General features: G+C 42.7%; 26 protein-coding genes, 1 rRNA gene and 1 pseudogene. 7 read left to right on the plus strand and 21 right to left on the minus strand.

Features of this window, described 5'->3' with window-relative positions:
- The first annotated feature begins 176 nt into the window (after positions 1 to 176).
- Positions 177 to 291 (plus strand): 5S ribosomal RNA (gene rrf / locus BJN41_RS13305).
- A gap of 330 nt (positions 292 to 621) precedes the next feature.
- Here rrf and BJN41_RS13310 read toward each other — a convergent pair.
- The 5 genes and pseudogenes from BJN41_RS13310 to ribF all read right to left on the minus strand — a co-directional run.
- Positions 622 to 819: pseudogene (locus BJN41_RS13310) on the minus strand (IS3 family transposase); the annotation flags it as partial.
- Between the two features lie 425 nt (positions 820 to 1244).
- Positions 1245 to 1727, minus strand: a complete 483-nt coding sequence (locus BJN41_RS13315) for an FKBP-type peptidyl-prolyl cis-trans isomerase (protein WP_019837028.1) — start codon at positions 1725 to 1727, stop codon at positions 1245 to 1247.
- Positions 1720 to 2259 (minus strand): signal peptidase II, encoded by a 540-nt coding sequence (gene lspA / locus BJN41_RS13320; RefSeq protein WP_019837027.1) that lies wholly within the window; start codon positions 2257 to 2259, stop codon positions 1720 to 1722. Before lspA ends, BJN41_RS13315 begins: the two co-directional genes overlap by 8 nt.
- A complete protein-coding gene (gene ileS, locus BJN41_RS13325) occupies positions 2252 to 5098 on the minus strand; it encodes an isoleucine--tRNA ligase (RefSeq protein ID WP_070155764.1) in 2847 nt (948 codons plus the stop codon). Before ileS ends, lspA begins: the two co-directional genes overlap by 8 nt.
- 66 nt (positions 5099 to 5164) lie before the next feature.
- Positions 5165 to 6166, minus strand: coding sequence for a riboflavin biosynthesis protein RibF (gene ribF, locus BJN41_RS13330; protein ID WP_070155765.1), 1002 nt, complete (start codon positions 6164 to 6166; stop codon positions 5165 to 5167).
- 205 nt (positions 6167 to 6371) lie between these two features.
- Between ribF and BJN41_RS13335 the strand changes: the two genes are divergently transcribed.
- Positions 6372 to 6938, plus strand: a complete 567-nt coding sequence (locus BJN41_RS13335) for a 5'-methylthioadenosine/S-adenosylhomocysteine nucleosidase (RefSeq protein ID WP_167562411.1) — start codon at positions 6372 to 6374, stop codon at positions 6936 to 6938.
- Between the two features lie 79 nt (positions 6939 to 7017).
- Here BJN41_RS13335 and BJN41_RS13340 read toward each other — a convergent pair whose 3' ends face one another.
- The 9 genes from BJN41_RS13340 to ubiG form a co-directional block, all read right to left on the minus strand.
- Positions 7018 to 7695 (minus strand): TetR family transcriptional regulator C-terminal domain-containing protein, encoded by a 678-nt coding sequence (locus BJN41_RS13340; RefSeq protein ID WP_070155770.1) that lies wholly within the window; start codon positions 7693 to 7695, stop codon positions 7018 to 7020.
- A 420-nt stretch (positions 7696 to 8115) separates the two neighbouring features.
- Positions 8116 to 9462, minus strand: a complete 1347-nt coding sequence (argA, locus tag BJN41_RS13345) for an amino-acid N-acetyltransferase (protein WP_070155772.1) — start codon at positions 9460 to 9462, stop codon at positions 8116 to 8118.
- Positions 9463 to 9607: 145 nt separating this feature from the next.
- Positions 9608 to 9991 (minus strand): RcnB family protein, encoded by a 384-nt coding sequence (locus tag BJN41_RS13350; protein ID WP_070155774.1) that lies wholly within the window; start codon positions 9989 to 9991, stop codon positions 9608 to 9610.
- A gap of 196 nt (positions 9992 to 10187) precedes the next feature.
- On the minus strand, positions 10188 to 10577 hold the full coding sequence (locus tag BJN41_RS13355) for an RcnB family protein (protein ID WP_070155776.1): 390 nt from the start codon (positions 10575 to 10577) through the stop codon (positions 10188 to 10190).
- Positions 10578 to 10825: 248 nt separating this feature from the next.
- A complete protein-coding gene (locus BJN41_RS15655; RefSeq protein WP_167562410.1) occupies positions 10826 to 10981 on the minus strand; it encodes a hypothetical protein in 156 nt (51 codons plus the stop codon).
- Between the two features lie 129 nt (positions 10982 to 11110).
- Positions 11111 to 11530 carry a hypothetical protein gene (locus tag BJN41_RS13360; RefSeq protein ID WP_070155922.1) on the minus strand — a complete coding sequence of 140 codons (420 nt, stop codon included), beginning with the start codon at positions 11528 to 11530 and terminating at the stop codon, positions 11111 to 11113.
- 207 nt (positions 11531 to 11737) lie between these two features.
- Positions 11738 to 12484, minus strand: a complete 747-nt coding sequence (locus BJN41_RS13365) for a YciK family oxidoreductase (protein WP_070155778.1) — start codon at positions 12482 to 12484, stop codon at positions 11738 to 11740.
- A gap of 68 nt (positions 12485 to 12552) precedes the next feature.
- A complete protein-coding gene (locus tag BJN41_RS13370) occupies positions 12553 to 13254 on the minus strand; it encodes an HAD family hydrolase (protein ID WP_070155780.1) in 702 nt (233 codons plus the stop codon).
- Positions 13251 to 13967, minus strand: a complete 717-nt coding sequence (gene ubiG, locus BJN41_RS13375; protein ID WP_070155782.1) for a bifunctional 2-polyprenyl-6-hydroxyphenol methylase/3-demethylubiquinol 3-O-methyltransferase UbiG — start codon at positions 13965 to 13967, stop codon at positions 13251 to 13253. Before ubiG ends, BJN41_RS13370 begins: the two co-directional genes overlap by 4 nt.
- 181 nt (positions 13968 to 14148) lie before the next feature.
- On the opposite strand from ubiG, the gene BJN41_RS13380 reads away from it, so the two are divergent.
- Positions 14149 to 14769 carry a thiol:disulfide interchange protein DsbA/DsbL gene (locus tag BJN41_RS13380; RefSeq protein WP_004974070.1) on the plus strand — a complete coding sequence of 207 codons (621 nt, stop codon included), beginning with the start codon at positions 14149 to 14151 and terminating at the stop codon, positions 14767 to 14769.
- 113 nt (positions 14770 to 14882) lie between these two features.
- Here the strand turns inward: BJN41_RS13380 and BJN41_RS13385 are convergent, their stop codons facing one another.
- Positions 14883 to 15539, minus strand: a complete 657-nt coding sequence (locus BJN41_RS13385) for a TetR family transcriptional regulator (RefSeq protein ID WP_070155784.1) — start codon at positions 15537 to 15539, stop codon at positions 14883 to 14885.
- Between the two features lie 202 nt (positions 15540 to 15741).
- On the opposite strand from BJN41_RS13385, the gene rph reads away from it, so the two are divergent.
- Both rph and BJN41_RS15570 read left to right on the plus strand, forming a co-directional pair.
- Positions 15742 to 16458 carry a ribonuclease PH gene (rph, locus tag BJN41_RS13390; RefSeq protein WP_019837013.1) on the plus strand — a complete coding sequence of 239 codons (717 nt, stop codon included), beginning with the start codon at positions 15742 to 15744 and terminating at the stop codon, positions 16456 to 16458.
- 161 nt (positions 16459 to 16619) lie between these two features.
- A complete protein-coding gene (locus BJN41_RS15570; protein WP_070155785.1) occupies positions 16620 to 16844 on the plus strand; it encodes a hypothetical protein in 225 nt (74 codons plus the stop codon).
- Positions 16845 to 16949: 105 nt separating this feature from the next.
- Here BJN41_RS15570 and nadC read toward each other — a convergent pair whose 3' ends face one another.
- Complete coding sequence (gene nadC, locus BJN41_RS13400; protein ID WP_070155786.1) at positions 16950 to 17795, minus strand: carboxylating nicotinate-nucleotide diphosphorylase; 846 nt, start codon at positions 17793 to 17795, stop codon at positions 16950 to 16952.
- A gap of 177 nt (positions 17796 to 17972) precedes the next feature.
- Here nadC and ampD point away from each other — a divergent pair, with 177 nt between their 5' ends.
- Together ampD and murJ are read left to right on the plus strand one after the other, a co-directional pair.
- The gene (ampD, locus tag BJN41_RS13405; RefSeq protein ID WP_070155787.1) at positions 17973 to 18572 is read left to right on the plus strand and encodes a 1,6-anhydro-N-acetylmuramyl-L-alanine amidase AmpD; all 600 of its coding nucleotides are present in this window, start codon (positions 17973 to 17975) and stop codon (positions 18570 to 18572) included.
- Between the two features lie 50 nt (positions 18573 to 18622).
- Positions 18623 to 20173 (plus strand): murein biosynthesis integral membrane protein MurJ, encoded by a 1551-nt coding sequence (gene murJ, locus BJN41_RS13410; protein ID WP_171257446.1) that lies wholly within the window; start codon positions 18623 to 18625, stop codon positions 20171 to 20173.
- 107 nt (positions 20174 to 20280) lie between these two features.
- Here murJ and BJN41_RS13415 read toward each other — a convergent pair whose 3' ends face one another.
- The 5 genes from BJN41_RS13415 to BJN41_RS13435 form a co-directional block, all read right to left on the minus strand.
- A complete protein-coding gene (locus tag BJN41_RS13415) occupies positions 20281 to 20970 on the minus strand; it encodes an FKBP-type peptidyl-prolyl cis-trans isomerase (protein WP_070155791.1) in 690 nt (229 codons plus the stop codon).
- 56 nt (positions 20971 to 21026) lie between these two features.
- The gene (locus tag BJN41_RS13420; protein ID WP_019838048.1) at positions 21027 to 21731 is read right to left on the minus strand and encodes an FKBP-type peptidyl-prolyl cis-trans isomerase; all 705 of its coding nucleotides are present in this window, start codon (positions 21729 to 21731) and stop codon (positions 21027 to 21029) included.
- A 263-nt stretch (positions 21732 to 21994) separates the two neighbouring features.
- Positions 21995 to 23017: an NADPH-dependent aldehyde reductase Ahr gene (ahr, locus tag BJN41_RS13425; protein ID WP_019838049.1), complete on the minus strand. Its 1023-nt coding sequence runs from the start codon at positions 23015 to 23017 to the stop codon at positions 21995 to 21997.
- 94 nt (positions 23018 to 23111) lie between these two features.
- Complete coding sequence (locus BJN41_RS13430) at positions 23112 to 23675, minus strand: DNA-3-methyladenine glycosylase I (RefSeq protein ID WP_019838050.1); 564 nt, start codon at positions 23673 to 23675, stop codon at positions 23112 to 23114.
- 52 nt (positions 23676 to 23727) lie between these two features.
- Complete coding sequence (locus BJN41_RS13435; RefSeq protein ID WP_019838051.1) at positions 23728 to 23973, minus strand: hypothetical protein; 246 nt, start codon at positions 23971 to 23973, stop codon at positions 23728 to 23730.
- Positions 23974 to 23979 lie beyond the last annotated feature (6 nt).

Below are 23979 nucleotides of genomic sequence, written 5' to 3' on the forward strand. Positions count from 1 at the left end.
AAGCATCAATCGATTTCATATTGATCTAACGATCAAACAAAAACTTGATTTAGTTAAGGCTAAACAATAAAATTCAGACCCAATAGCCAACCTGTTAATAACTCATTTGGAACCAAGTAAGGCATTACATGCAAAAGCAAAGTAACTAAGACCCGAACAAGTCCATAAACAGTTGTGCTGGCGACAATAGCAAGAGTGAACCACCTGATCCCTTCCCGAACTCAGAAGTGAAACCTCTTCGCGCTGATGGTAGTGTGGGGTTACCCATGTGAGAGTAAGTCATCGCCAGCTCATTATTCAAAACACCCTCAACTAGCGTTGAGGGTGTTTTTTATTGTTTTAAAATAATCGCTATAATAATGAGTTCATTAAATGGACTTAATGAATATGGATACTTCTTATTTAGCTGATTTGGACCAACAATTTCAACTTGATGGATTGGTTAAGCTACCTCAATTTATTCCTTAAGGATTAAAAATTATTCAACAAACCTTATTATCAGATTTAAAACGCTTAAATATTTATTCTTCGAACAAAGTTTTGTCTAAGACATTACAAGGTATGAGTCCTTTTCAGCAGATTGTTAAACTCTCTCAAATACTAAATAAGCCAAGATCTTTAGATATCCGAAGTCCAGTCCTGTTGTCCGTGCTTGCGTGACCATTCCAGCACAGTTGATCTTCCTTGAATACCATATTTTACCTGAGCTTGTTTATAAGTAATTTGCCCTTTTTCTACTTCATGTAGAACCATCATTTTAAAGGCAAAGCTATAATCACGTTGTGTACGTTTAACTCTTTGTTCTCTTTCATGTTCCATAAAGTAAGCCTCTTAAAGGTGTAAACTTACTTCAGGACGGGACAAAAAACAGATAGAAAAAAGCCCCAACATCATGTCAGGGCTTTTTCAGATTTATGTTTAGGTATTACTCCTGTTATACCTTTCAGCGTCCTGCCGTTATATTATTTATTATTGTTATTCTTGCTTTTAGAAACATCCTGTTTCTGTATGTCTTAAATATAAAATGAAAGCTTAACTTTGCCTAGCGTCAATTTTCTGCAGTGCATGTAAGCTAAAGCGTACAACGATATATCGGTAAAACGAAGATCAACAAACTGGATTTATTTAATTTTAAGTGGTTGATTATATTTAATAATTATATTTTTCAATAAAAATCCCCCGAGTTCATTTTCTTGTACTTGGGGGATTTGGACAGCAGCAAGATTCAGCAAGTATACAAATGATTACATCAATTTAATGCCTTGTTGTCCTGCAGGGGTGACTCTAAAGATTTCCACTTCAAAGGTAATATTTTTACCCGCTAAAGGGTGGTTAAAGTCTACTTCGGTCACATCATCATTTACAGATTTCACCACGCCATAGAGGCTTTGTTTGGCTTTATCTTCAAACTCAATCATGTGTCCTTCAACTGGACGTTGCTCAAATTTAACCGTATCAAAAGTTTGTATGTTTTCAGGATTCCATGGACCAAATGCATCTTCTGGTGGAAGACTCACGGTGCGGCGGTCACCTGCACGCAAACCAAATAATGACTTTTCAAAACCAGGTAACAAACTGCCATCACCCATAACCAAACTTACAGGTTCAGCGCGGCTACGGGTGTTGTCAATTTCTACACCATTTTCAATGGCGACAGAAAAGTGCAACTCGACTTTTGAGCCATCTTCAATACGAGTTTCATCATTTGGATTAATAATTTCAGTCATGTTGCGCCTGCGCTCGTTCAATTCGGTGTTTTTCTAGGAAAAACGTATCAATTAACAGCAGAATTGTGCCAAGCGTGATGGCACTGTCTGCAATATTAAAGGCAGGGAAGTGGCTGTTGTTATAGTACACGTGAATAAAATCGACCACGTAGCCAAGGCTGACCCGATCAATTAAATTCCCAATCGCACCGCCTAAAATTAAGGCAATCGCTAAAGGCAGTACAATTACATTTTTTGGCATACGCATTAGCCAAAATACAAAAATTACAGACACTAAACCTGCTAGTGAGGTAAAGAAATAACGTTGCCATCCACCTGCATCGGACAAGAAACTAAAGGCAGCGCCATAGTTATGCAGTAAAGTCCAATTCAAAAAAGGCAATACAGGCACAGGATCTGCGTAATTCAGATACGATACTGCAATCCATTTGGTCCATTGATCGAGAATAATCGCAACAATAGACAAGCCCACCCACCATAAATTATGTAGATAGAACTGGAATAAGCCCTTTTTGTGTTGTGGATTAGGCATATTTTCTCTCTTCGCCTTGACCTGTTGGTAGATTGATAATACAACGTGAGCACAAACCTGGATGTGCAGAATGTGTATTCACATCAGGGAGTACATGCCAGCATCGTACGCATTTTTCGCCATCTGCTGCAGAAACTTTCACGTTAAAGCCATCTAAATCAGAGGCTTCGCCTTGTGCAGCATCAAAGCCATTCACAATCACTTGTGAGGTAATCAGGACAAAACGTAGCTCATCGCCTAGTTTATCCAATACGGCTTTGAGTTCGTCATTGGCCCAAAGTTCAACTTTGGCAGACAGGTTGGAACCGACAGTTTTGGCGGTACGTGCAGCTTCAATGAATTTATTGACAGCAGATTTAACAGCAATCAAAGTTTGCCATTGCGCTTCTGCTAGGATATTGGCTTCAGAAGCCACTGGAATCTCATACCACTCTGCAGTGAACACGTATTTTTCTGATTGCTCAGGGATGAGCGGCCATGCTTCTTGTGCCGTAAAGCTTAAGATTGGCGCCATCCAACGAACGAAAGCCTGAACCAAGTGATACAAAGCAGTTTGTGCAGAATGACGTGCTTGCGAGTCCGCTTTGGTGGTGTACTGACGGTCTTTGATGATGTCGAGGTAGAAACCACCCAAGTCATTAATACAGAAATTGGTMAGTGCGCTGGTCACGATATGGAAGTTCATATCTTCATAGGCTTGCTGAATAGTTTTCTGTACTTCTGCGGCACGTTGCAGGATGTATTGATCTAAAGCAATCAATTGATCAACAGGAAGCGCATCTGTTGACGGTTTAAAGCCATTTAGGTTGGCCAACAAGAAACGCAAGGTGTTACGGATACGACGATACCCGTCAGAGGCACGGCTAAAGATTTCCTTACCTGCGGTCATTTCATAGCGGTAATCCGCCGATGCAATCCAGAAGCGTAAACCGTCTGCACCCATGTCTTTAATAATGTCTTGTGGGGTAATGATGTTACCCAACGATTTCGACATTTTGCGACCTTTTTCATCGACCACAAAGCCGTGGGTTAACAAGCCTTTGTATGGTGCGCGTTCATTGATTGCAATCGAGGTGAGTAATGAAGATTGGAACCAACCACGGTGTTGGTCTGAACCTTCAAGATACAAATCGGCTGGGTCTTGCAGCTCTTCACGCTCACGTAGAACCGCATAGTGCGTCGTACCTGAGTCGAACCAAACGTCTAAGGTGTCGCGTACTGCATTGTAGTGCTCGGCATCATCGCCAATGAAGTCTTTAGCTTCACGGTTATACCAACCATCAATCCCTTCTTGTTCGATCAGTTTCGCAACTTCTTCAATCAATTCAGGGGTGCGTGGGTGCAATTCATTGGTGTCTTTATGCACGAAGAATGGAATTGGTACACCCCATGTACGTTGACGAGAAATACACCAATCTGGGCGACCTTCAATCATCGCTTGGATACGGTTTTTACCCCAATCTGGTACAAAGCTGATCTCATTTTCAATTGCATTGAGTGCGCCTTGACGTAAACCTTTGGCATCCATGCTGATAAACCATTGTGGTGTAGCACGGAAAATAATTGGAGTTTTATGGCGCCAGCAGTGTGGAYAGCTATGTTTGATTGGGTGATGTGCCCAAAGCTTATTGTTTTCTGCCAAAGTCGCAATAATTTGTGGATTGGCTTTGTAGATGTGTTCGCCTGCAAAGATTGGTGCAGTAGGTAAATATACGCCATTGCCACCAACAGGATTGTCAACTTTTAGGTTGTATTGTAGGCCAACTTTATAGTCGTCCACACCATGTCCAGGCGCGGTATGTACTGCACCTGTACCGCTTGTTGCGGTCACGTGTTCACCTAAAATCACAGGCACTTGACGTGCTTGAATCAGTGGATGTTGCAAGATCAGGTTTTCGAGTTTGTCACCTGTAAAGTCCGCCAACACTTCATAGCTGCTAAAACCATAGCGTTCAGTCGCTGACTGTACCAATTCTTTGGCCAAAATAAAGTTTTGTGGTGCTTTGTCATCGGCACGTGCTTTCACCAATTGGTATTCAATTTCGGCATGCAATGCAACGGCTTGGTTAGCAGGCAAAGTCCACGGTGTGGTCGTCCAAATCACAATGTCAGTAGCATCATTGATTTGCACACCCAAACGTGCAGATAAATCGGCTAAATCGACCACAGCAAAACCAACATCAGTTGCATCGGATTTTTTATCTTCATATTCAACTTCGGCTTCTGCCAATGCAGAACCACAGTCCAAACACCAGTTTACAGGTTTAAGACCTGGTTCAATATGACCTGCTTTGGCAATTGCACCCAATGAACGCACGATGTCGGCTTCTTGCTTGAAGTTCATGGTGAGGTAAGGGTTGTCCCAATCACCAAATACGCCCATACGCACGAAGTCTTTTTTCTGTAATTCGACTTGGGTGTAAGCATATTCGCGGCAGGCTTTACGGAAAGTCGAAGCATCGACTTTAACGCCCACCTTACCCACTTTTTCTTCTACTTTAAGTTCAATTGGTAAACCGTGACAATCCCAACCTGGAACATAAGGGGCATCATAGCCATCCATGACACGGCTTTTAATGATGATGTCTTTTAGGACTTTATTGACCGCGTGACCCAAGTGGATTTGACCATTGGCGTATGGAGGGCCATCGTGAAGCACATATTTCTTCTTGCCAATACGCGATGCACGAATCTGCTGATAAATGTTGTCGGCATACCACTCTTCTAACCATTTCGCTTCACGTACTGCGAGATTTGCTTTCATTGCAAATTCAGTACCTGGGAGGTTTAGCGTGGCTTTATAATCCACTGCATTTTCAGGAGTTTGCTTATCGCTCATGCAAGTTGTCTTCCAGTTGAATCAGCCCATGGACTGACGCGTTTTACATTAAATATTTAGGGTAAATTAAAAAGGGAAACTTGGATGATCTTGTCGAAATTCAAGAAGTTTTTCAACATCATCATCAATTCCCGCTTTGAGTGCTTCAAGCGAAGGGTAATTTTTTTCGCCATGTAAATAGTTTAAAAATGTGACCCGCATTAATAAGCCATACAGATTAGCAGAAACATTGGGGAAATGTACTTCTAATCGCCATTCGGGATGTTCTTGCTTGATGGCAGGTCGCGTTCCGACATGCCCTGCACCAAATAAACTGTTTGGGCTGTAGCCTACAACACCTGTTTTGCTAGGATGTGCATTGCTGACTGTGTCGGTTAAGGAAGTGGTTTCACAGACCACTTCAACACCATAAATACCGTTCAAACAAGGTTTATAACGGTTTAAACGTACGTTAATGGTGGGGAAATCTAGGGTACGACCAATTTGATCGCCATATTGTACGCGCCCCGTAATACTATAAGGACGTCCGAGCAATTGGGCAGCGAGTGCCAAGTCACCTGCTTGTAGGGTTTGGCGAATACGTGTGGAGCTGACCCGTTCACCCGATAAATTTACTGTGCTTAAATTGGTAACCTGAAAGCCATAGTTGCGCAAAAAGTCACTATTGCCTTGGCGATTTTTTCCAAAATGGAAGTCATCACCCAAGACCAAATGCGAGGCATTCAGGGTCTCTTTTAAAAGTTTTGCAAAGGCTTCGGCACTTAAACTGCGGAAATGATTGTCAAATTTGGCCACGGCAATGTAGTCGATACCCAATTCGGTCAAATACTCGACTTTTTCCCGTAAAGAGCTGATGCGTGGTGGTGCATCGTAGCCTTTAAAAAACTCCAGTGGTTGAGGTTCAAACAACATCACCACGGTTTTGAGCTGTTGCGCTGCAGCCACTGCTTTGAGCTGTTGAATCATCGCCTGATGACCGACATGCACACCATCAAAATTGCCAATGGTTACGGCAGTTTGGGCGAGGTCAGTGGTAGAAGATAAAGCATTCAGGCGGAGCAGCTGCATGATCGGATGAAAGTTGAAAATTTGTAAGGGCTATATATTGCCATATTCTCGCGCTTTCGTCTTGCTGTTGTGTTTTTAACCTGAAAAATTATCTGAAAATTAGGAAAAATCCGACTATTTGGTGGTAAATGTGAACTGGATTTGCACCGCGTCAGATTTTCTTTTCTAATGTGCCGAGTTTAATGATCTGCATGAGTAAAAAATGGTGAATTCTGATTTCGCTTTAATTATGGCATTGCCCAGTGAATCACAGGGTTTGTTTGAGCAGGCAGGGATTGAGGTGCATTATAGTGGCATTGGTAAGGTCAATGCTGCGTTTAAAGCCTTTGAAGTGATTCAAAAAACGGGTTGTAAAACTTTATTGAATTTAGGTACGGCTGGCAGCTCATTTTTTAATGCACATGCTTTGGTAGAAGTTTGCCAATTTGTGCAGCGTGATATGGATGTTTCCCCGTTGGGTTTTCAGGTGGGGGTGACGCCTATGGATCAGGAGCATCCTGCAGAAATTCCTTTGGAACGCTATTTTGAGCATTTGCCGAGTGGTGTTTGTGGCACGGGAGATAGCTTTGAAACGGGTACACCTAAAGTACCGTGTCAGCTGGTCGATATGGAAGGCTATGCCATCGCCAAAGTCTGTAAAAAATTGGGGGTACGCATGTTGTCGGTCAAATATATTACCGATGGTGCCAATGATTCAGCACATTTAGATTGGGAAGAAAACTTGTTGTTGGGTGCGCAAAAACTATTGTCTTTGTATCAGGGTCTTAAATAATATCGTTGCCAAAACGCCACGACCCTAGTCATAACTAGGGTCGTGAGTAAAAGTGCATATCTTAGTTAGTGCTGCGCAATTAATCTTCTGATTCTTGTTTAGGTGCGGCAGTGTTCACAGCATCTTGAGGTGCATCCACTTCGTCCTGACGCGGCATAATACCGTAGAGCATCATGTGAACCGTATGTTGCAAGACACGTTGCAACATGCTGCGGTTGCGTAGGGTTTTACCTGTCACCATTTCCATTTGCGTTGCAAAGTCGGCATAGTTTTGAGTAATCGCCCAAATATTCAAAATAAGCAATTCAGGATCAATCTGTTTAGACAGTTTGCCTTGCTCTTGCCACATGGTAATGACTTTGGCTTTGCGTTTGACCAGTTTTTTCAGAGGACCTTTTAAAATTTCCTGAATATGTGGTGCACCTTGAATCACTTCTAATGCGAATAGACGTGATGCTTTCGGTTGAGTACGTGAAACCTCAATTTTTTGCAGTAGATAATTGGTGATAGCTTCATCAGGCTCGAGTTCAGCTTCGAGCATTTGCAAAGGTGCTAGCCATTTTTGCAGTACTGTGGTCAGCACTTCAACATATAAGGCTTCTTTGTTTTCATAATAATAGAAAATATTCGACTTATGCATCTCTGCAATTTGTGCGATTTCGTCCAAACTCGCGCCACTAAATCCGTATAAAGAAAATACGTCGAGCGCGGCATTGAGAAGCTGATGGCGTTTTTGTGTACTCTTTTTTTGTTCCATTCGTAATTTTAAAACAATGAAAAAAAGGAATTATTTATTGTACGGCAAATCATAAGGCTTGTGCATCTTTTAAAGATGTATTTGTAAAATATTTTTAGTTTATTCTGTAGTTTAGCTCTTCAATTCATGAAAATTGTGAGTAGGATGGCGGAGTTTATTTCTTGATATTTTTTGACTAAATGATGGGCGATTTTTGATTTTATTTATAAATGATAAAAGTAAGGTTTTCTTCTGCCTTGTATCAATTTTATTTAAAAAAACTAAACAGTGGTGTGAGTATTGCCAATTTTGATCATCACTACACTGTCGTCGTGCTGACAGGTATGGGTGTGATGACCTGATTTAATCGGAAGCATGTTCCACGTGAAACATCTTTGGGTTTTGGTTGTGCTGTATCATTTAACGTGCAAAAAATCTCACTTAGAGCCGTTTTTTACACACAATTGAGTTGCGTTGATAGTTATATAAAGCCTGACGTGCATCGGGCAAATCATCGACACTGGCAGGTGCAAAACCCTGTTCTAAAAACCAGTGTGCAGTGCGGGTGGTTAAAATAAATAATTGCTGAATGCCCATGGCTTTGGCTTTATTTTCTAAATAATCCAGAATTTGGCGACCACGGTTGGATTTRCGATAAGCAGGATGCACAGCTACACAGGCGATTTCAGCCGACTTGAGTTCATGACCTGTGGTCGGAATTGGATACAGAGCGGCACAGGCGAGAATCATGCCGTCACGTTCAATCACTGCAAATTGGCCAATTTCATTTTCCAGACGTTCACGTGAGCGATATACCAATACACCTTCTTCTTCTAAAGGACGTAATAAACGAATCAAACCGCCTACATCCTGAATATTGGCCATGCGGACTTCTTCATAGTGTGCATCACTCACCATTGTGCCTGAGCCATCGCGGGTAAACAGTTCTTCGAGTAAAGCCCCATCGTAAGCATAAGAAATGAGGTGTACCCGATGTACGCCGTTGAGTGAAGCTTCTTGTGCTGCATTTAAATGCAAAGCCAATTCAGGCTGATGTCGCTGAGCATCTTCAATATAGGGATTCAAATGTTGAGGATGAACTTCACGTTGCAATTGACCTTCGGCATTTTGTAAGCCGTGCTGCGCGCCTAAAAAAATCAGTTTGTCGGCTTTTAATTGAATGGCAGTTTTAGTCGCCACTTCTTCGGCTAACAAGTTAAATACTTCACCTGTGCTGGAATAACCTGTCGGGCCGAGCAGCACAATATTATGATTTTCTAAATGGCGTTGAATAGCATCGGCATCTACCGTGCGGACTTCGCCTGTGAGTTGATAATCGACCCCATCACGAATACCATACGGTTTGGCGGTAATAAAATTGCCCGAAACCACATCAATCCGTGCGCCGTACATCGGGGAGTTCGCTAGCCCCATCGACAATAAAGCTTCAATTTGCAGGCGAATTGAACCAACAGCATTCATGACACAAGATAAAGACTCACGCGTGGTGACACGACGTTGCAAATGAAACGGTGTATCAATTTGGCTGGATTCTAAGTTTTGATTAATTTGTGGACGCGCACCATGTACCAAAATTAGACGAATACCAAGCGAGTGCAGCAGGGCAATATCATGAATAATGTGCTGAAAGTTTTCATGCAAAACTGCTTCGCCATCGAACATAATGACAAAGATTTTATTGCGGTGGGCATTGATATAAGGCGCAGAATGTCTAAACCAATGCACATATTGTAAGGTTGTGCTGTGCGGATTTTCAGTCGGAGTCATTCGTTGGCCTGCTGTAATGGTCGATGGTGCTGTCTTTGATTCTAATCAAAAAATTCTATAGCGGAAGTCTAAATATAAAAAAACACCTGAATGGTGCTTCAGGTGTTGTGGAGAAATGCTATTTTTCAGCTCAGGCTGAACGGTTTTAGCCAATAATACGAATAATACGCTGGGTACGTTCATTAATCAGGACATAGTCACCGTTGACTTTATACCACTGCTGAAAGCGCCCTGTGTTAGGTAAACGACGTGCTTCACGATCACTGACTTTGTAGCGGTTCGCGTCATATCCACGTGGAAGGTTTTGCCCTACACGCCAGTCGCGACTTGGATTTACACGTTTTTGATCATAACGCTTTTGTTCCCACTGTGTAGGATGACGTGGATTGTCCCAATGCTTGTCGTGATGTTTGTAGCCAGCATTTGCTTGATGACGACGATCATCATAACGATGGTCGGGTGCTGCCATAGCCGATGTTGCCATGATTGCGCTTAAAGACAGTGCTAAGGTGCTGAGTAATTTTTTCATGCGACTTACCTTCAGTTTTAAATATGGGGTAGATGTGTCCAAATTAATCAAATACTCAAGATAAACGATGGTGGAAATAGAGGTGAATTGTGAATTTTATGGAGAAAACAAGGAGAGCCTACGCAGGACATTATCCTATAAAAAAGCCCAAAGAGGTCTTTGGGCTATGTATTTAGCTATTGTGTAGCGAGTAGATCTATAAACCTGCGATACGTAAAATATGGTGATTTTCGACATCGACCAAAATGTAGTCTTGGTTAATTTTGTACCATTGCTGTTTGCGTTCAGGGCGGGGCAAGTTATGTTCCTGATAATCGACTTTATAACCATTGCCACGATAATGCTGCGGCATGACATAACCCGTTTGCCATTTATGTTGCTGTAGACGTTTCACACCACGTTCTTCACGCATGCGGCGTTTGTCTTGCATGCGCTCTTCAAAATCACCACGAAATTCACGTTTATTGTGTGCTTGGTTACGAGGATGGTCAGCAGAGTCTCGATCAAATTGAGGAGCGGCAGTTGCAAAATTGCTGCTTAGTAAAGCACTGAAAGACATTGCCAGAACTGTCAAAATCTTTTTCATGTAAACCCCTCATCTTTTATCTCTATTTCACAGTTCATACTTTAGCTATTAAATGCAGAGAAACTGTGAAGAAAGCACATGAATTTTTTAAATACGCATCTGCAGGATGCAGCGTCGTATTGATTCTATTATGCGACAAAATACGAAATTTGCAGCATGTATTGCTTAGAAAATAGGGGCAGGATGCTTTTCGTTGTGCTAAGGAAAGGATGAGGCATCACCATAGCAGCGTACTGCTATGGTCTGCTCTAGTTCCAATGTTCAGTTAAGCCTTGTAATGATTGCACAGCGATGGCAATACTTTCGGCTGTTTCACGATCATCCAAAGCCACAATTAAATGCTGACCTAATTGTAAGCTTTCAATACTTTGAATCACGGCAGTTTTACGTTGAATATCAGTCATCACAATTTACCTAATGCTTGTTGGGGAGATGCATCAAGCATAGGTGATGCATGTTAATTTATGAAACCGTTTAATTTTATAAAATCAATCCAATAAAACGATTGTTTCCGCTGTTGCCGTGATTTTTGCTTAATAGGCATAGTTTAAGTCGGTGTAGTCGGTCAGTGATTTTTGAATATGTGCATTGATAAATTCGCGCACATCTTCAGTACTCATTGGTGTACCTTGTTTGGTAATCACGTGTTCAATTTCAGGTTGCCCTTCAATTTTAATACGATAAACAAAGTTTTTAACCACTTTGTAGGCATCGTCCAATTTCTCAATGCCTGTAACATAGTAGTAAGCATGTTCAAAATTAAGATCGATATGTGAAAACACAAACTGATCAAACAGTTTGATTTTCTGACCGTTGTCGAGTGTCTGAATGTCATCTACGATGCTGGCTTCAAACTTCATGCCATATTTTTCAGAAATAGGCTGACCATCAATGAATAAAGACACCATACCATCTTCAAGTGGTGTCACGGTGATGTTGTTTAATTCAGTCATGTTGCTCTCTGCATCGTTGAGGTTGAATTGAAATGTGGAAGCATGGCAATCAGGCTTTGTGCTGTCAAAAAGAGGCAGCATAAAAACCTGAAAATGCTTGTGTGATGCCATTTTATCGCAAATCAATGTGCAAAAATTGGCAATATGCTAGGTCAAGTTCATAAAAAAGGAAGCAAATGCTTCCTTTCTTAGAATTAAATGACAGGACTAATCCTGTGCATCAATACTTTGACCATTCATGTGCAAACTGTCATCGCCCATTAAATATAAATAGGCCGGCATGATGGCATCGGGTGTAGGTAAAGTTTTTGGATCTTCATTTGGATAGGCTTTGGCGCGCATGGCCGTGCGGGTTGCGCCCGGGTTAATGCAGTTGTAGCGAATATTCGGATGCACGTTTTCTTTGGCAAATAATTGACTCACTGCTTCAATTGCAATTTTAGACACCGAATAAGCACCCCAGCGTTCACGTGATTCACGACCTACACCTGAACTGGCAAACACCACTGAAGCATGTTCCGATTTTGCCAAAAGCGGCAGTAATTCCTGAGTGAGTACAAATGGCGCACGTAAATTCACGGCCATGACATCATCCCAAACATCGGCAGGGTAATTCGCTAACTCAGTTCGTTCACCCAAAATGCCCGCATTATKCAAAATACCATCCAAACGTCCAAATTGTTTGTCTAGGGTATCGACTAGTAATTCATAATCTCGCGGTGAAGCACTCGAAAGCTGTAGTGGCAAAATTGCAGGTTGCGGTGCACCTAAACTTTCAATTTCGTCATAAATGACTTCAAGTTTATTGAGAGTACGACCATGCAGTACCACGGTTGCTCCGTGTAGTGCATAACTGAGGGCAGCCGCTCGTCCAATACCATCACCCGCACCTGTAATGAGGATAATACGATCTTTGAGAAGATCGGGACGAGGTTGATATTCTGAATATTTCATGGGCTCCCTCCTGTTCATTTCTGATTGCTTATGGGTTGAGTTTCATGTCATCGCTTTGCAGAATAGATTCAAGTATTGGTGCTGCTGTTTTGCGTACTAACCTGTAACACCATTTTGTTTAAAACCGTATGTAATTCAGTCACTGAATCTACTATACAATCTGCTTGCCATGCTGTTAAGTCATCTTTGTGTTGTAACGGTAAATAACCGTAAGCGGCTAAAATCGTATACATATTGGCATGACGACCAGCATCTATATCACGTGGATGGTCGCCTACATAAATACAATGTTCTGGGGCAATTTCAATCTGTTTGGCCGCCAAATACATAGGTTCTGGGTCTGGTTTGGTACGGCTAACATCTTCAGGGCAGACCAAAACGGCACAGCGTTCAGTTAAATTCAGTGCTTTGAGCAGCGCTTCGCTAAGCCAACGCGGTTTATTGGTCACAATGCCCCACGGAATTTGACGTTGTTCCAACGCTTCAAGCAAGGGATACATGCCTTCAAACAGATCAGTTTCGACTGCAATATCTGCGCCGTACAGGTCTAAAAAACGCTGTCGATGGGCCAGAAATACAGGGTCATCTACCTCAAGTTCTGGGTAGACCAGTTTGACCATTGCCCGTGCACCTTCAGATACCTGTGTGCGAATGGCGTCTGCTGCCACTATTTCAGAGCCTTTGTCGCGGCACATATCTTGAATGATACGAATAAAATCTGCAGCGGTATCAATTAAGGTACCATCGAGGTCAAATAAAACCGCCTTCATTTTGTTGCCTCGTTGACCGTGTAGACCATGTAGTTCACATCCACATTTGGTGCTAACCAATAGCGCTTGGTGAGCGGGTTGTAGTGTAAGCCCGTCATATCTTTTAGTTTTAAGCCTGCTTGGCGAATGTCATGTGCCAATTCAGATGGTTTAATAAATTTATGATAATCGTGTGTGCCTTTGGCCAGCATGCGCAGCACGTATTCTGCACCAATAATGGCAAATAAGTAGGATTTTGGATTGCGGTTAATAGTGGAGAAGAATACATGACCACCTGGCTTGACCAGCTTTTGGCAGGCTTGAATAATTGAGGCAGGGTCGGGTACGTGCTCTAACATTTCCATACAGGTCACCACGTCGTATTGACCAGCTTGCTCATTAGCCAGTTGCTCAACAGGAATTTGGCGATATTCAATATTTTGTACACCTTCTTGTTCTGCATGCAGACGTGCCACGTTTAAAGGTGCCTCGCCCATATCGATTCCAAGCACATTGGCACCGCGACGCGCCATACTTTCAGCCAAAATACCGCCACCGCAGCCGACATCCAGTACTTTTTTGCCTGCCAAGCCGCCTGCGTGTTCATCAATCCAGTTTAAACGTAGTGGATTAATCATGTGCAGAGGGCGGAACTCGGAATGCTGATCCCACCATATGGCAGCAAATGCTTCAAATTTGGCAATTTCTTGTGGATCAACATTCAAATGCGACATGGGTGTCACCTCAATTTAATCGTGATGATGGTAAAAATATGTATAAATCCTAGTGTAGCGTTAATTCTAGAAAAAGCGATAAAAGCTGTAAAAAAGTTCACAGAAGGAAAACGAAATCGGCATAATTGATTTATAGTGTTGCCATACACTAAACAGAATGATTTAGAGGATTATAAACGCAATGAAAAAATTCCTTTTAGGTAGTTTGGCAACTGCCATCTTTGCTATTTCTGGTAGCACTATGGCGGCAAATTTTGTAGCAGGTAAAGATTATAGCGTTGTCGCTAACCCAGGTAAGGTCGATGTACCGGGTAAAATTGAAGTGCGTGAGTTCTTTTGGTATGGCTGTGGTCACTGCTTTACTTTAGAACCATATATGCAAACATGGTTACGCCAGTTACCTAAAGATGTGAATTTTGTGCGTACCCCTGCGGCTATGAATCCTGTTTGGGAAATGAATGCACGTGGTTATTATGTGTCTGAAGCTTTGGGTGTGCGCAAGAAAACTCACTTGCCACTTTTCCATGCCATCCATGACAAAGGTCAGCAAATTTTTGACCAGCAATCACAAGCTAAATTCTTTGTGAAATATGGTGTACCTGAAGCGAAATTTAACAGTATGTTTAACTCGTTTGCGATCACCTCTAAAATTTCACAAGCTAAACAATTGGCGCGTCAGTACCAATTGACGGGTGTGCCTGCGGTAGTGGTGAATGGTAAATACATTGTGCAGGGCGATAACGGTAAAGTGATTCAGGTGGTGAACTACTTGGTTGATCAAGAGCGTAAAGCCAAGAAATAAGTAGATGCAATAACAAGATGATGTGATGCCGAATTGGCAGCGCATCGCTAAAAACCGCAATGATTGCAATGTCATTGCGGTTTTTTAATGCAGGTTAAAAGCTTGTTGTATGTTTAATCTGTGACAGGCTGTGGACGTTGCCAGTGATAAACGCCGCGAAATAATAAATGTACTTGGGTAATGGTTTGTTGAATAAAACGCTGCTGTTGTTCTGGTAGTTTTTCGGCTTCAAATTGGCGTTCTAAACAAATCCAGCTCATTGCCCAATTTAACAATAAATTAATTAAAATATTGGCCAGAATGTGAAAGTCTTCAGCATGCTGAAACTGTTGTAAACTTTCGACCCGTTGTAATTCATTGGCTAAATCTTCAATTAAAAAATCAATTTCACGGGCAATGGCTTGGCGTAAAACAGCGGAACCGCCCCAGCGTTCGGAAATTAAAAAAATCCATTGTTGTGGGTGATGATCGACCGATTTAAAAAACAGGGTCAGTGCCGTTTCGGTCTGTGCATTGGGTTGGTACAAATAGTCTTGACCCAATTGATTTAAAATCCCTTTAATGTGCAAGGCAACTTGATCGACCAAATCTAGCCCCAATTCATCCATATCTTGAAAATGCCGATAAAACGCGGTGGGCACGAGTCCAATCTGTCGTGAAATTTCTCTTAAGCTAATGCTACTAAATGAACGCCCTGCGCTGCTGAGGTGTAGCACTGCATCAAAAATTGCCTGACGACTTTGTTGTTTTCGTTCTTCCCGAATCGACATTGTATTTCCTGATTCTGCCAGTGCCACGCAGTCTAACAAAAACCTGTGTTTCAGGATAATACTAAAAGATGAATGAAGCTACCTTATAAAATACAGCTAAAATTTACCGAAACAGAACACGACAAGCTTTGGATAAGCGACCTGCGCGGTGGCATCTGTTATACTTGCGGGCAATTTATTTGAGTCAAAAATAGGACACATTATGCGTATTGACCAACGAGCTTTAGATCAATTACGTGAGGTAAAAATTACCCGTAACTATACTCGCTATGCTGAAGGTTCAGTGTTGGTAGAGTTTGGTCATACCAAAGTTTTGTGTACTGCAAGTATTGATAACTCTGTACCTCGTTTTTTAAAAGGGCAGGGACAAGGTTGGGTAACTGCAGAATATGGCATGTTGCCACGTTCAACGCATACCCGTAGTGACCGTGAAGCGGCACGTGGTAAACAAAGCGGGCGTACACAGGAAATTCAGCGCTTAATTGGTCGTAGCTTACGTGCTATGGTCGATTTGAAAAAATTGGGCGAAAACACCATTACTATTGACTGCGATGTGATTCAGGCCGATGGTGGTACGCGTACGGCAGCCATTACAGGTGCAGCAGTGGCATTGATTGATGCCATGAATGTGTTGCTAGAGAAGAAAAAAATTAAGCATGATCCATTAAAGGGTTTAGTGGCTGCAATTTCTGTAGGTATATACCAAGACCAAGTGTTATTGGATTTGTGCTATGAAGAAGATTCCAATTGCCAGACCGATTTAAACGTGGTGATGACCCAAGCAGGTGAATTTATTGAAATTCAGGGGACTGCTGAAGACAAGCCGTTTACTCGCGAGCAGTGCAATGCCATGTTAGAAATGGCAGAAAAAGGCATTCAGGAATTGGTGAAAAAACAGCAGCAGGCTTTGGGCTGGTAAGCCAAGTTTTCTAAGATTGCAGCACTGTTCAAAACGCATCTTCGGATGCGTTTTTTTATGGATGACGCGTGGGTTGGGATAGAAGGCGTGAAGCAAAAAGCTACAATATTTTAGGATGGGTTCTTTTAAGATGGAAAACTGTATGAAAAGAGGAAGAAAGCATGAAGCTACTGATTATTGTAATGTCTGCCATGATGTTGTTTTTAACTGCATGTGATTCACGTACTGAACGTGAAAATGAAGACAATCGTAGTGTACTCGGTCAAGCTTCCGACAACGACAACGACAACGACAACGACAACGACAACGACAACGACAACGACAACGACAACGACAACGACAACGACAACGACAACGACAACGACAACGACAAGAACGATGATTAAATTCAAAATTGAGGCATAAAAAAGGAGGCTCATAGGCCTCCTCAAAATCAATTTTTGGAAAAAATTAAGGGCGCAGATTGCACCCTTAAATTTAAAAGCAATCGTTTACGCATTAAAACGCATTGATAAATCCACAGCTTTGACGTCTTTGGTTAAAACACCCATCGAAATATAATCTACACCTGTGCTGGCCACTTCACGTAAATTTTCAATGGTGATGTTGCCTGACGCTTCAAGTTTGCAACGACCTGCTACATGCTTGACCGCCTCAATCATTTGTTGCTGGCTAAAGTTATCCAACATTACAATATCAGCATTGGCTTCAAGGGCTTGATTCAGTTCATCCCAAGTTTCCACTTCAACTTCTACAGGTTTGCCCGGAGCAATTGCATGTGCTTTGGCAATTGCTTGAGTAATGCCACCTGCTGCCATAATGTGATTTTCTTTAATCAAAAAGGCATCAAACAAACCTAAACGATGGTTTTGTCCACCACCGACCGAGACAGCATATTTTTGTGCAATGCGTAAACCCGGTAAGGTTTTACGGGTATCTAGCAGTTTAGTGTTTAAGCCTTCAAGTTGTTGTACATAGGCTGCGGTTTTGGTCGCAACAGCAGACAGGGTTTGCACAAAATTCAGCGCAGGGCGTTCTACGGTTAACAGGCTGCGTGCAGAACCTGCCAATTTCAAAAAGGCTTCATTGGCAGCAACACGGTCCCCATCATTTTTTAACCACGTGACTTGCACATTGGCATCATATGCTTGAATCAGGGCATTGACCCACGGTTGACCTGCCAAAATCATATCTTCACGGCTAATAATCGTAGCAGTGGCCTGCTCATCTTCAGGGGTCAATAATGCGGTAATATCACCATCGCCAATATCTTCTTGCAAGGCTTGCTGAATATTGATTCGGATGGATTGTTCAAGCAAAGCTGGAGAGATGCTCATAAGATTTTCCGTGTCGATCTTGCCCATGAAAATTGCGCGTTATATTAACACTGTTCTGCGTCTGGATGTGTTTTTTAGCCATGATCGTGTGCAATTTAAGATGTTCATTGTCACGTGTTGGCATTAAACTGAAATTTCTGTTCTAGTTTTCTATTCTAATGATTTGGGGATTGCCTTATGCAGCATGTGCCGTCGTTTCAGGTGGTTGAGGGTCAATTATTGGGTGCAAGACAAGTCCCATCTCCGAATTTCAACGCACGTCCGACTGACCAAGAGATTCAATTGCTGGTCATTCACAATATTAGTTTGCCGCCGTCACAATTTGGTGGCGGTTATATTGAGCAATTTTTCCAGAACCAATTGGATTGGTCGCAGCATCCTTATTTTCAGACTATTCAGGGCATGCAGGTTTCGGCACATTTGCTGATTTTAAGAACAGGCGAGGTACTGCAATTTGTTAATTTTGCATATCGGGCGTGGCATGCGGGGCGTTCTAGTTATTTGGCACAGCCTGAATGTAATGACTATTCAATTGGGATAGAGTTAGAAGGCAGTGATGACTTGCCTTTTGAAACAGCGCAATATCAGAGTTTGGTGCAGGTGGTACACAGTTTGCAGCAGGCCTATCCGAGTATTCAACAGCATATTGCAGGACATTCCGATATTGCACCGGGACGCAAAACTGATCCGGGGCCGTATTTTGACTGGCCGTATTTTCGTGAACAGTTATCTCAACTTAAAGCTTCGGCATCACAGGAAAAATTGATCAATCAATAACAAAACTTTGTTGATGCTTTGATTACAATAGCGACTAAATTTTTGATTGGGTGGTAACGATGGCGCTTTGGCGATCGACCTTTATTGTCAGTGCAATGACCATGCTGTCACGGGTGCTAGGATTAGTCCGTGATGTGGTGTTGCTGAATGTGTTTGGTGCAGGTAAAGATTTCGATACCTTTGTGGTGGCGTTTCGAATCCCCAACTTTTTCAGGCGATTGTTTGCAGAAGGGGCATTTTCGCAGGCTTTTATTCCTGTATTGACCGAATATAAAACCAGCCGCACCCATGCCGAAGTGCAAATTTTAATTAGTCGGGTTTTTGGCTGCTTAATGACGGTAATGACAGGGCTAACCTTTGCCGCCATGGTGGCTGCGCCTGCGGTGATGTATATCTACGCACCAGGTTTCCATAGCGACCCTGAAAAATTTGCGTTGGCCACCGATATGTTCCGCCTGACCATTCCTTATTTGTTGTTTATGTCGCTGACGGCATTTGCCAGCAGTATTTTGAATAGCTATGGCTCATTTACCACGCCTGCCTTTGCGCCTGTATTGCTGAATGTGGCGATGATAGCAGGTGCGTTATGGCTCACACCGTACATGGCAGAGCCAATTATGGCACTGGGTTGGGCGGTGATTATTGCGGGGGCTTTGCAACTTGCGATTCAAATTCCTGAATTGTGGCGTAAAAAACTGCTGATTCCACCCAAGGTTGATTTTAAACACGAAGGTGTGGATCGGATTATGAAGCTGATGCTGCCTGCTTTGTTTGGGGTATCGGTCACGCAAATTAACCTGTTACTCAACACCATTTGGGCATCTTTTATGCAGGATGGTTCGGTGTCGTGGTTGTATAGTGCGGAACGTATGACCGAGCTGCCTTTGGGCTTAATTGGTGTCGCGATTGGTACAGTGATTTTACCGTCACTGTCTGCGCGTCATGCAGAACAGAATATGGATAAATTCCGCGGCATGATGGACTGGGCTGCACGAGTGATTATTTTGGTAGGTGTCCCTGCTAGTATTGCACTGTTTATGTTATCAACGCCTATTATCCAAGCCTTGTTTGAGCGTGGTCAGTTTACCTTCCAAGATACGCAAATGACCGCTTTGGCCTTGCAATGTATGAGTGCAGGGGTGATTTCATTCATGCTAATTAAAGTCTTTGCACCAGGTTTTTATGCACAGCAAGACACCAAAACGCCAGTACGYGTGGGTTTAATGGCTGTGGCTGCCAATGCGATTTTAAACGTGGTGTTTATTGGCTTCTTTAAACTGATTGACTGGCAAGCAGAACACATGGCATTGGCATTGGCATCATCAGGTTCGGCTTTGGTCAATGCTGGCATGCTGTATTTTTATTTGCATCAGCGTAAGATTTTCCGTTTTGGTGCACACTGGAAAAAACTTATTCTGCAATTTTCCGTTGCCAATGCGGTGATGATTGCTGCGTTGTGGTACGCCTTAACTTGGTATAACGGTGATGTATCACAGTGGATGCGTGTCGCTGAAGTGACTGCACTATGTGTGGTAGGGGTACTGGCGTATGCGATTGGTTTATTGGCAACAGGTTTTAGACCACGTCATTTAAAACCATAAATACAGAAATCGCTGTTGAATGCATCCCAAACATCAAAGTAAAAAAATACCGCAATTTAAATTGCGGTATTTTTCTCTCAGCGCTTGATCAAAAGTGTGAGCGGTGATTATTTTAAAATCTCTAAGAGTTCCACATCAAAAATAAGTGTACTGTTTGGCTCAATGGCATCACCTGAGCCAATTTGACCGTAGGCCAATGCAGCAGGAATGAAGAAGCGGTATTTGGCACCGACTTTCATTAGTTGTAAACCTTCTGTCCAGCCCTGAATGACTTGACTCACCTGAAATTCAGCAGCCTGATCACGAGCAATGGAGCTGTCAAATACCGTACCATCAATTAAACGACCTTCATAATGCACTTTAACGGTAGAGGTGGCTTTGGGGGATTTGCCCGAACCCGCTTGTAATACTTGATATTGCAGTCCAGATTTGGTGACTTGGACACCTGCTTTTTTGGCATTTKAGTTTAAAAAGGCTTCTCCAATTTTGGCATTGCTATCGGCTACTTTTTTAAGCTCCATCAGTTGTTTGGCTTCGGCCTGCTTTTTGAATTGAGTCAGCACGCGTGCCATTTCTTCATCACTTAAACTAGCAGTTTGGTCTCGAGTTGCCGTTTCTAAGCCAGCAATAAAGGCTTCGATATCAATATCTTTTAAGGTTTCCGCATTACTGCGCCCCATTAAATAACCAAAGCTATAACCGACCTGATCTGCAACAGGACTTTTATTAGTTACGGTTTTGGCAAAACTGCCATTGCTGAGCAGTGCGATACACACAAGGGCAAGGTGTTTTTTCATTCTTTACGTCCTAAGACCATACAGGAGAGCCAAGCTCTCCTGAAAGGGTGATGTTGTTATTTCACTTCAATCAGTTCAACATCAAAAATTAAAGTGCTGTTGGCAGGAATCATGCCGGGTACACCTTGTTCGCCGTAGCCCAGTTTTGATGGAATATACAACGTAGCTTTACCACCTTCTTTCATCAGCTGTAAACCTTCAGTCCAGCCGGTAATGACTTGATTCAGAGGGAATTCAATTGGCTCACCACGTTGCACTGAGCTGTCAAATACTTTGCCATCGACCAGTTTACCCGTGTAGTGCACTTTGACCACAGAGCTTGCCGTAGGTTGTTTACCCGTGCCTTCTTTAATCACTTGATATTGCAAACCTGAAGCTGTGGTTTGTACGCCTGCTTTTTTGCCATTTTCAGTTAAGAATGAATCACTGGCTGTTTGTGCAGCTTGCGCTTGAGTGGCTTGTTTTTGTTGCAACTCTTGCTGAAATTGCTCATAAGCTTTTTGTAATTCTTCTTCGGTGTAGGCAGGTTGTTTACGCGCATGACCTTCACGCACACCTGTTACAAAGCTGTTGATGTCTAGCTCTGGTGGGGTTTGATGTGCCACTTCATAACCCAAAGCGTAGCTGATTTTTTCAACCGCAGAAGCATTTGCCGACGCTTTAGAGGTCGCCACTGCTGGGTTTTGAGAGGCATAATAAACAGGAACAAGTGCAGCACCGCCTAAAATTACAGCAACAGCGATGGGTAAGGCTTTACTCATAGGTTTTCTCAAATTCATTTTATAGTTAAAAAAGCAGCATTCATCTTAGCAGACTTTTTCACAGACTTTTCTAGTTTGGCACGTGGCTTTGCAGCCTGTGTCGATTCAACTTTTTAATATATGCTGCTTATCAACTTTTTAATATATGCTGCTTACGCAGTTTATTCTATAACAGACTGAATATCTAAAACATTTTTTATACATAAATCTTGCCCATCTGAGATGAGCAAGACCGTTAAATTGGACATGACTTATCTTAAAAATCAGTCAAAGTCGGCCTTTAACACCACCCGATAGCGTGCCTTGCCCTGATGCAAATGTTCAATTGCCTGATTGATCTGTGACATCGGAAAAACTTCCACCTGTGGGGCAATCTGTTTGCGTGCGGCAAATTGTAGTAATTGACGCAGCGCTGCAGGCGAACCTGTCGATGAACCAGTAACCGATTTTGCACCGCCAATTAAGCTGCCCGCCTTAATTTGCATGGGTTCTAGCGCTACACCTAGCATGTGAATAGTGCCATGTGGTGCAAGCGTACTTAAATAAGCATTCCAGTCCAAGCTTACGTTTACCGTACTTAAAATCAGGTCAAACTTGCCACGCTGGGTTTTAAGGGCAGCAGCATCACGGCTGTTCACTACATGGTATGCACCCATAGCCAGTAATTCTGCGGTTTTGTCTGGATTGGAACTGAACGCCGTAATTTCACAGCCCCATGCTTTTAATAATTTGATGGCGATATGCCCCAAGCCACCAATACCAATCACCGCAACATGATGTACTGCCTGAATTTGATGTTTCAAGATCGGATCAAATACGGTAATTCCACCACAGAGCAAAGGCCCTGCACTGACAGGATCGACCTCATCGGGTAATGGAATGACCCACTGCCAACCTGCACGGACTTTATCGGCAAAACCACCTGCATGTCCCACAATGGTTGCGGTGGTGCCATTGCTGCACAGCACTTGTTCGCCTGCAATACAGGCATCGCAGTGTTGGCAACTGTCTGCAGTCCAGCCAATGCCTACACGTTGCCCCACGGTTAAGCCTTTGGCTTCACTGCCCAATTGAGTAATTGTGCCAATAATTTCATGTCCTGCCACCACAGGATATACTGAGGAATGCCAGTCATTTTGAATGACTGAAAGATCGGAATGGCATAAGCCACAATATTCGACTTTGACTTCTACCTGATGCGCCTGCAGTTCACCCGCATCAAATTGATAGGCTTGCAGGGCTTCACCTGCCTGCATTGCGGCATAGGCTCGAATGGTATTACTCATATTGCACCGTCCTTGTCATAAGGCTGACTGTATTGATTGGTGATCTTGCTATTATGGGTTGAGCAGTTTTGAATACTAAAGCTTGGATGTTGCTTTAAGATGTTGTTTTAAAGTGACAGTGATTTTCATGATCATCGACCATGCCTACAGCTTGCATAAAAGCATAGCAGGTGGTCGGGCCTACAAATTTAAAACCATTTTTCTTTAGGGCTTTCGACATGGCAACACTGGCGTCGGTTTGTGCAGGTGCAAGACGATAGTCAGGCACATCATTCCTAAAAGGTTGTTGAGCGACAAAATCCCAAAGCCAAGTCACGACGTTTATATCGGCGTCTTTTAGTTTCTGCCATGCCCGTGCGTTGTCACGAATCGCTTGTAATTTACCTCGATGTCGAATCAATCCAGCATCTTGTAATTTAAGTGCGATATCGTCATCACTGAGGGCTGCAATTTCAGCAATGCTGTATTGGAAAAAATGCTGACGATACGCTTCACGTTTTTTTAATACAGTAATCCAAGACAAGCCCGCTTGCTGTCCTTCTAAACACAGCATTTCAAATAAATGCGCTTCGGTAAATACAGCTCGTCCCCACTCTAAATCATGATAGGCAATATAGAGCGGATCATCGGAACACCAGCCACAGCGTTGTATCGTCATGGGTCATGCTCCTTGTTGAATAGATAGATGAATAGATGTGAATGGGACGGACTTAAAGCTGAAAAGTTGCCCATTGGTCATGTTGGTTATCCCAATAATATAGTTCTGCCTGTTGCAGATCGTGAAAGGAAATCCAGTTGTCTTTACCGACTTTATCTGAATAACCTGTGCTGATGAGCAGGGCATCTTCAGTAATTTCCATGACCCAGCCTTGATGGACTTGTCCGGCCAATACAATTTTTTGTTGATTGCCAGATTCTGCAAATTCCACCAATCGATTTATCAAGGCATCAGACATGAAATG

Origin of the sequence: Acinetobacter towneri (genome assembly GCF_001758345.1) — a bacterium.
Taxonomy (GTDB): Bacteria; Pseudomonadota; Gammaproteobacteria; order Pseudomonadales; family Moraxellaceae; genus Acinetobacter; species Acinetobacter towneri_A.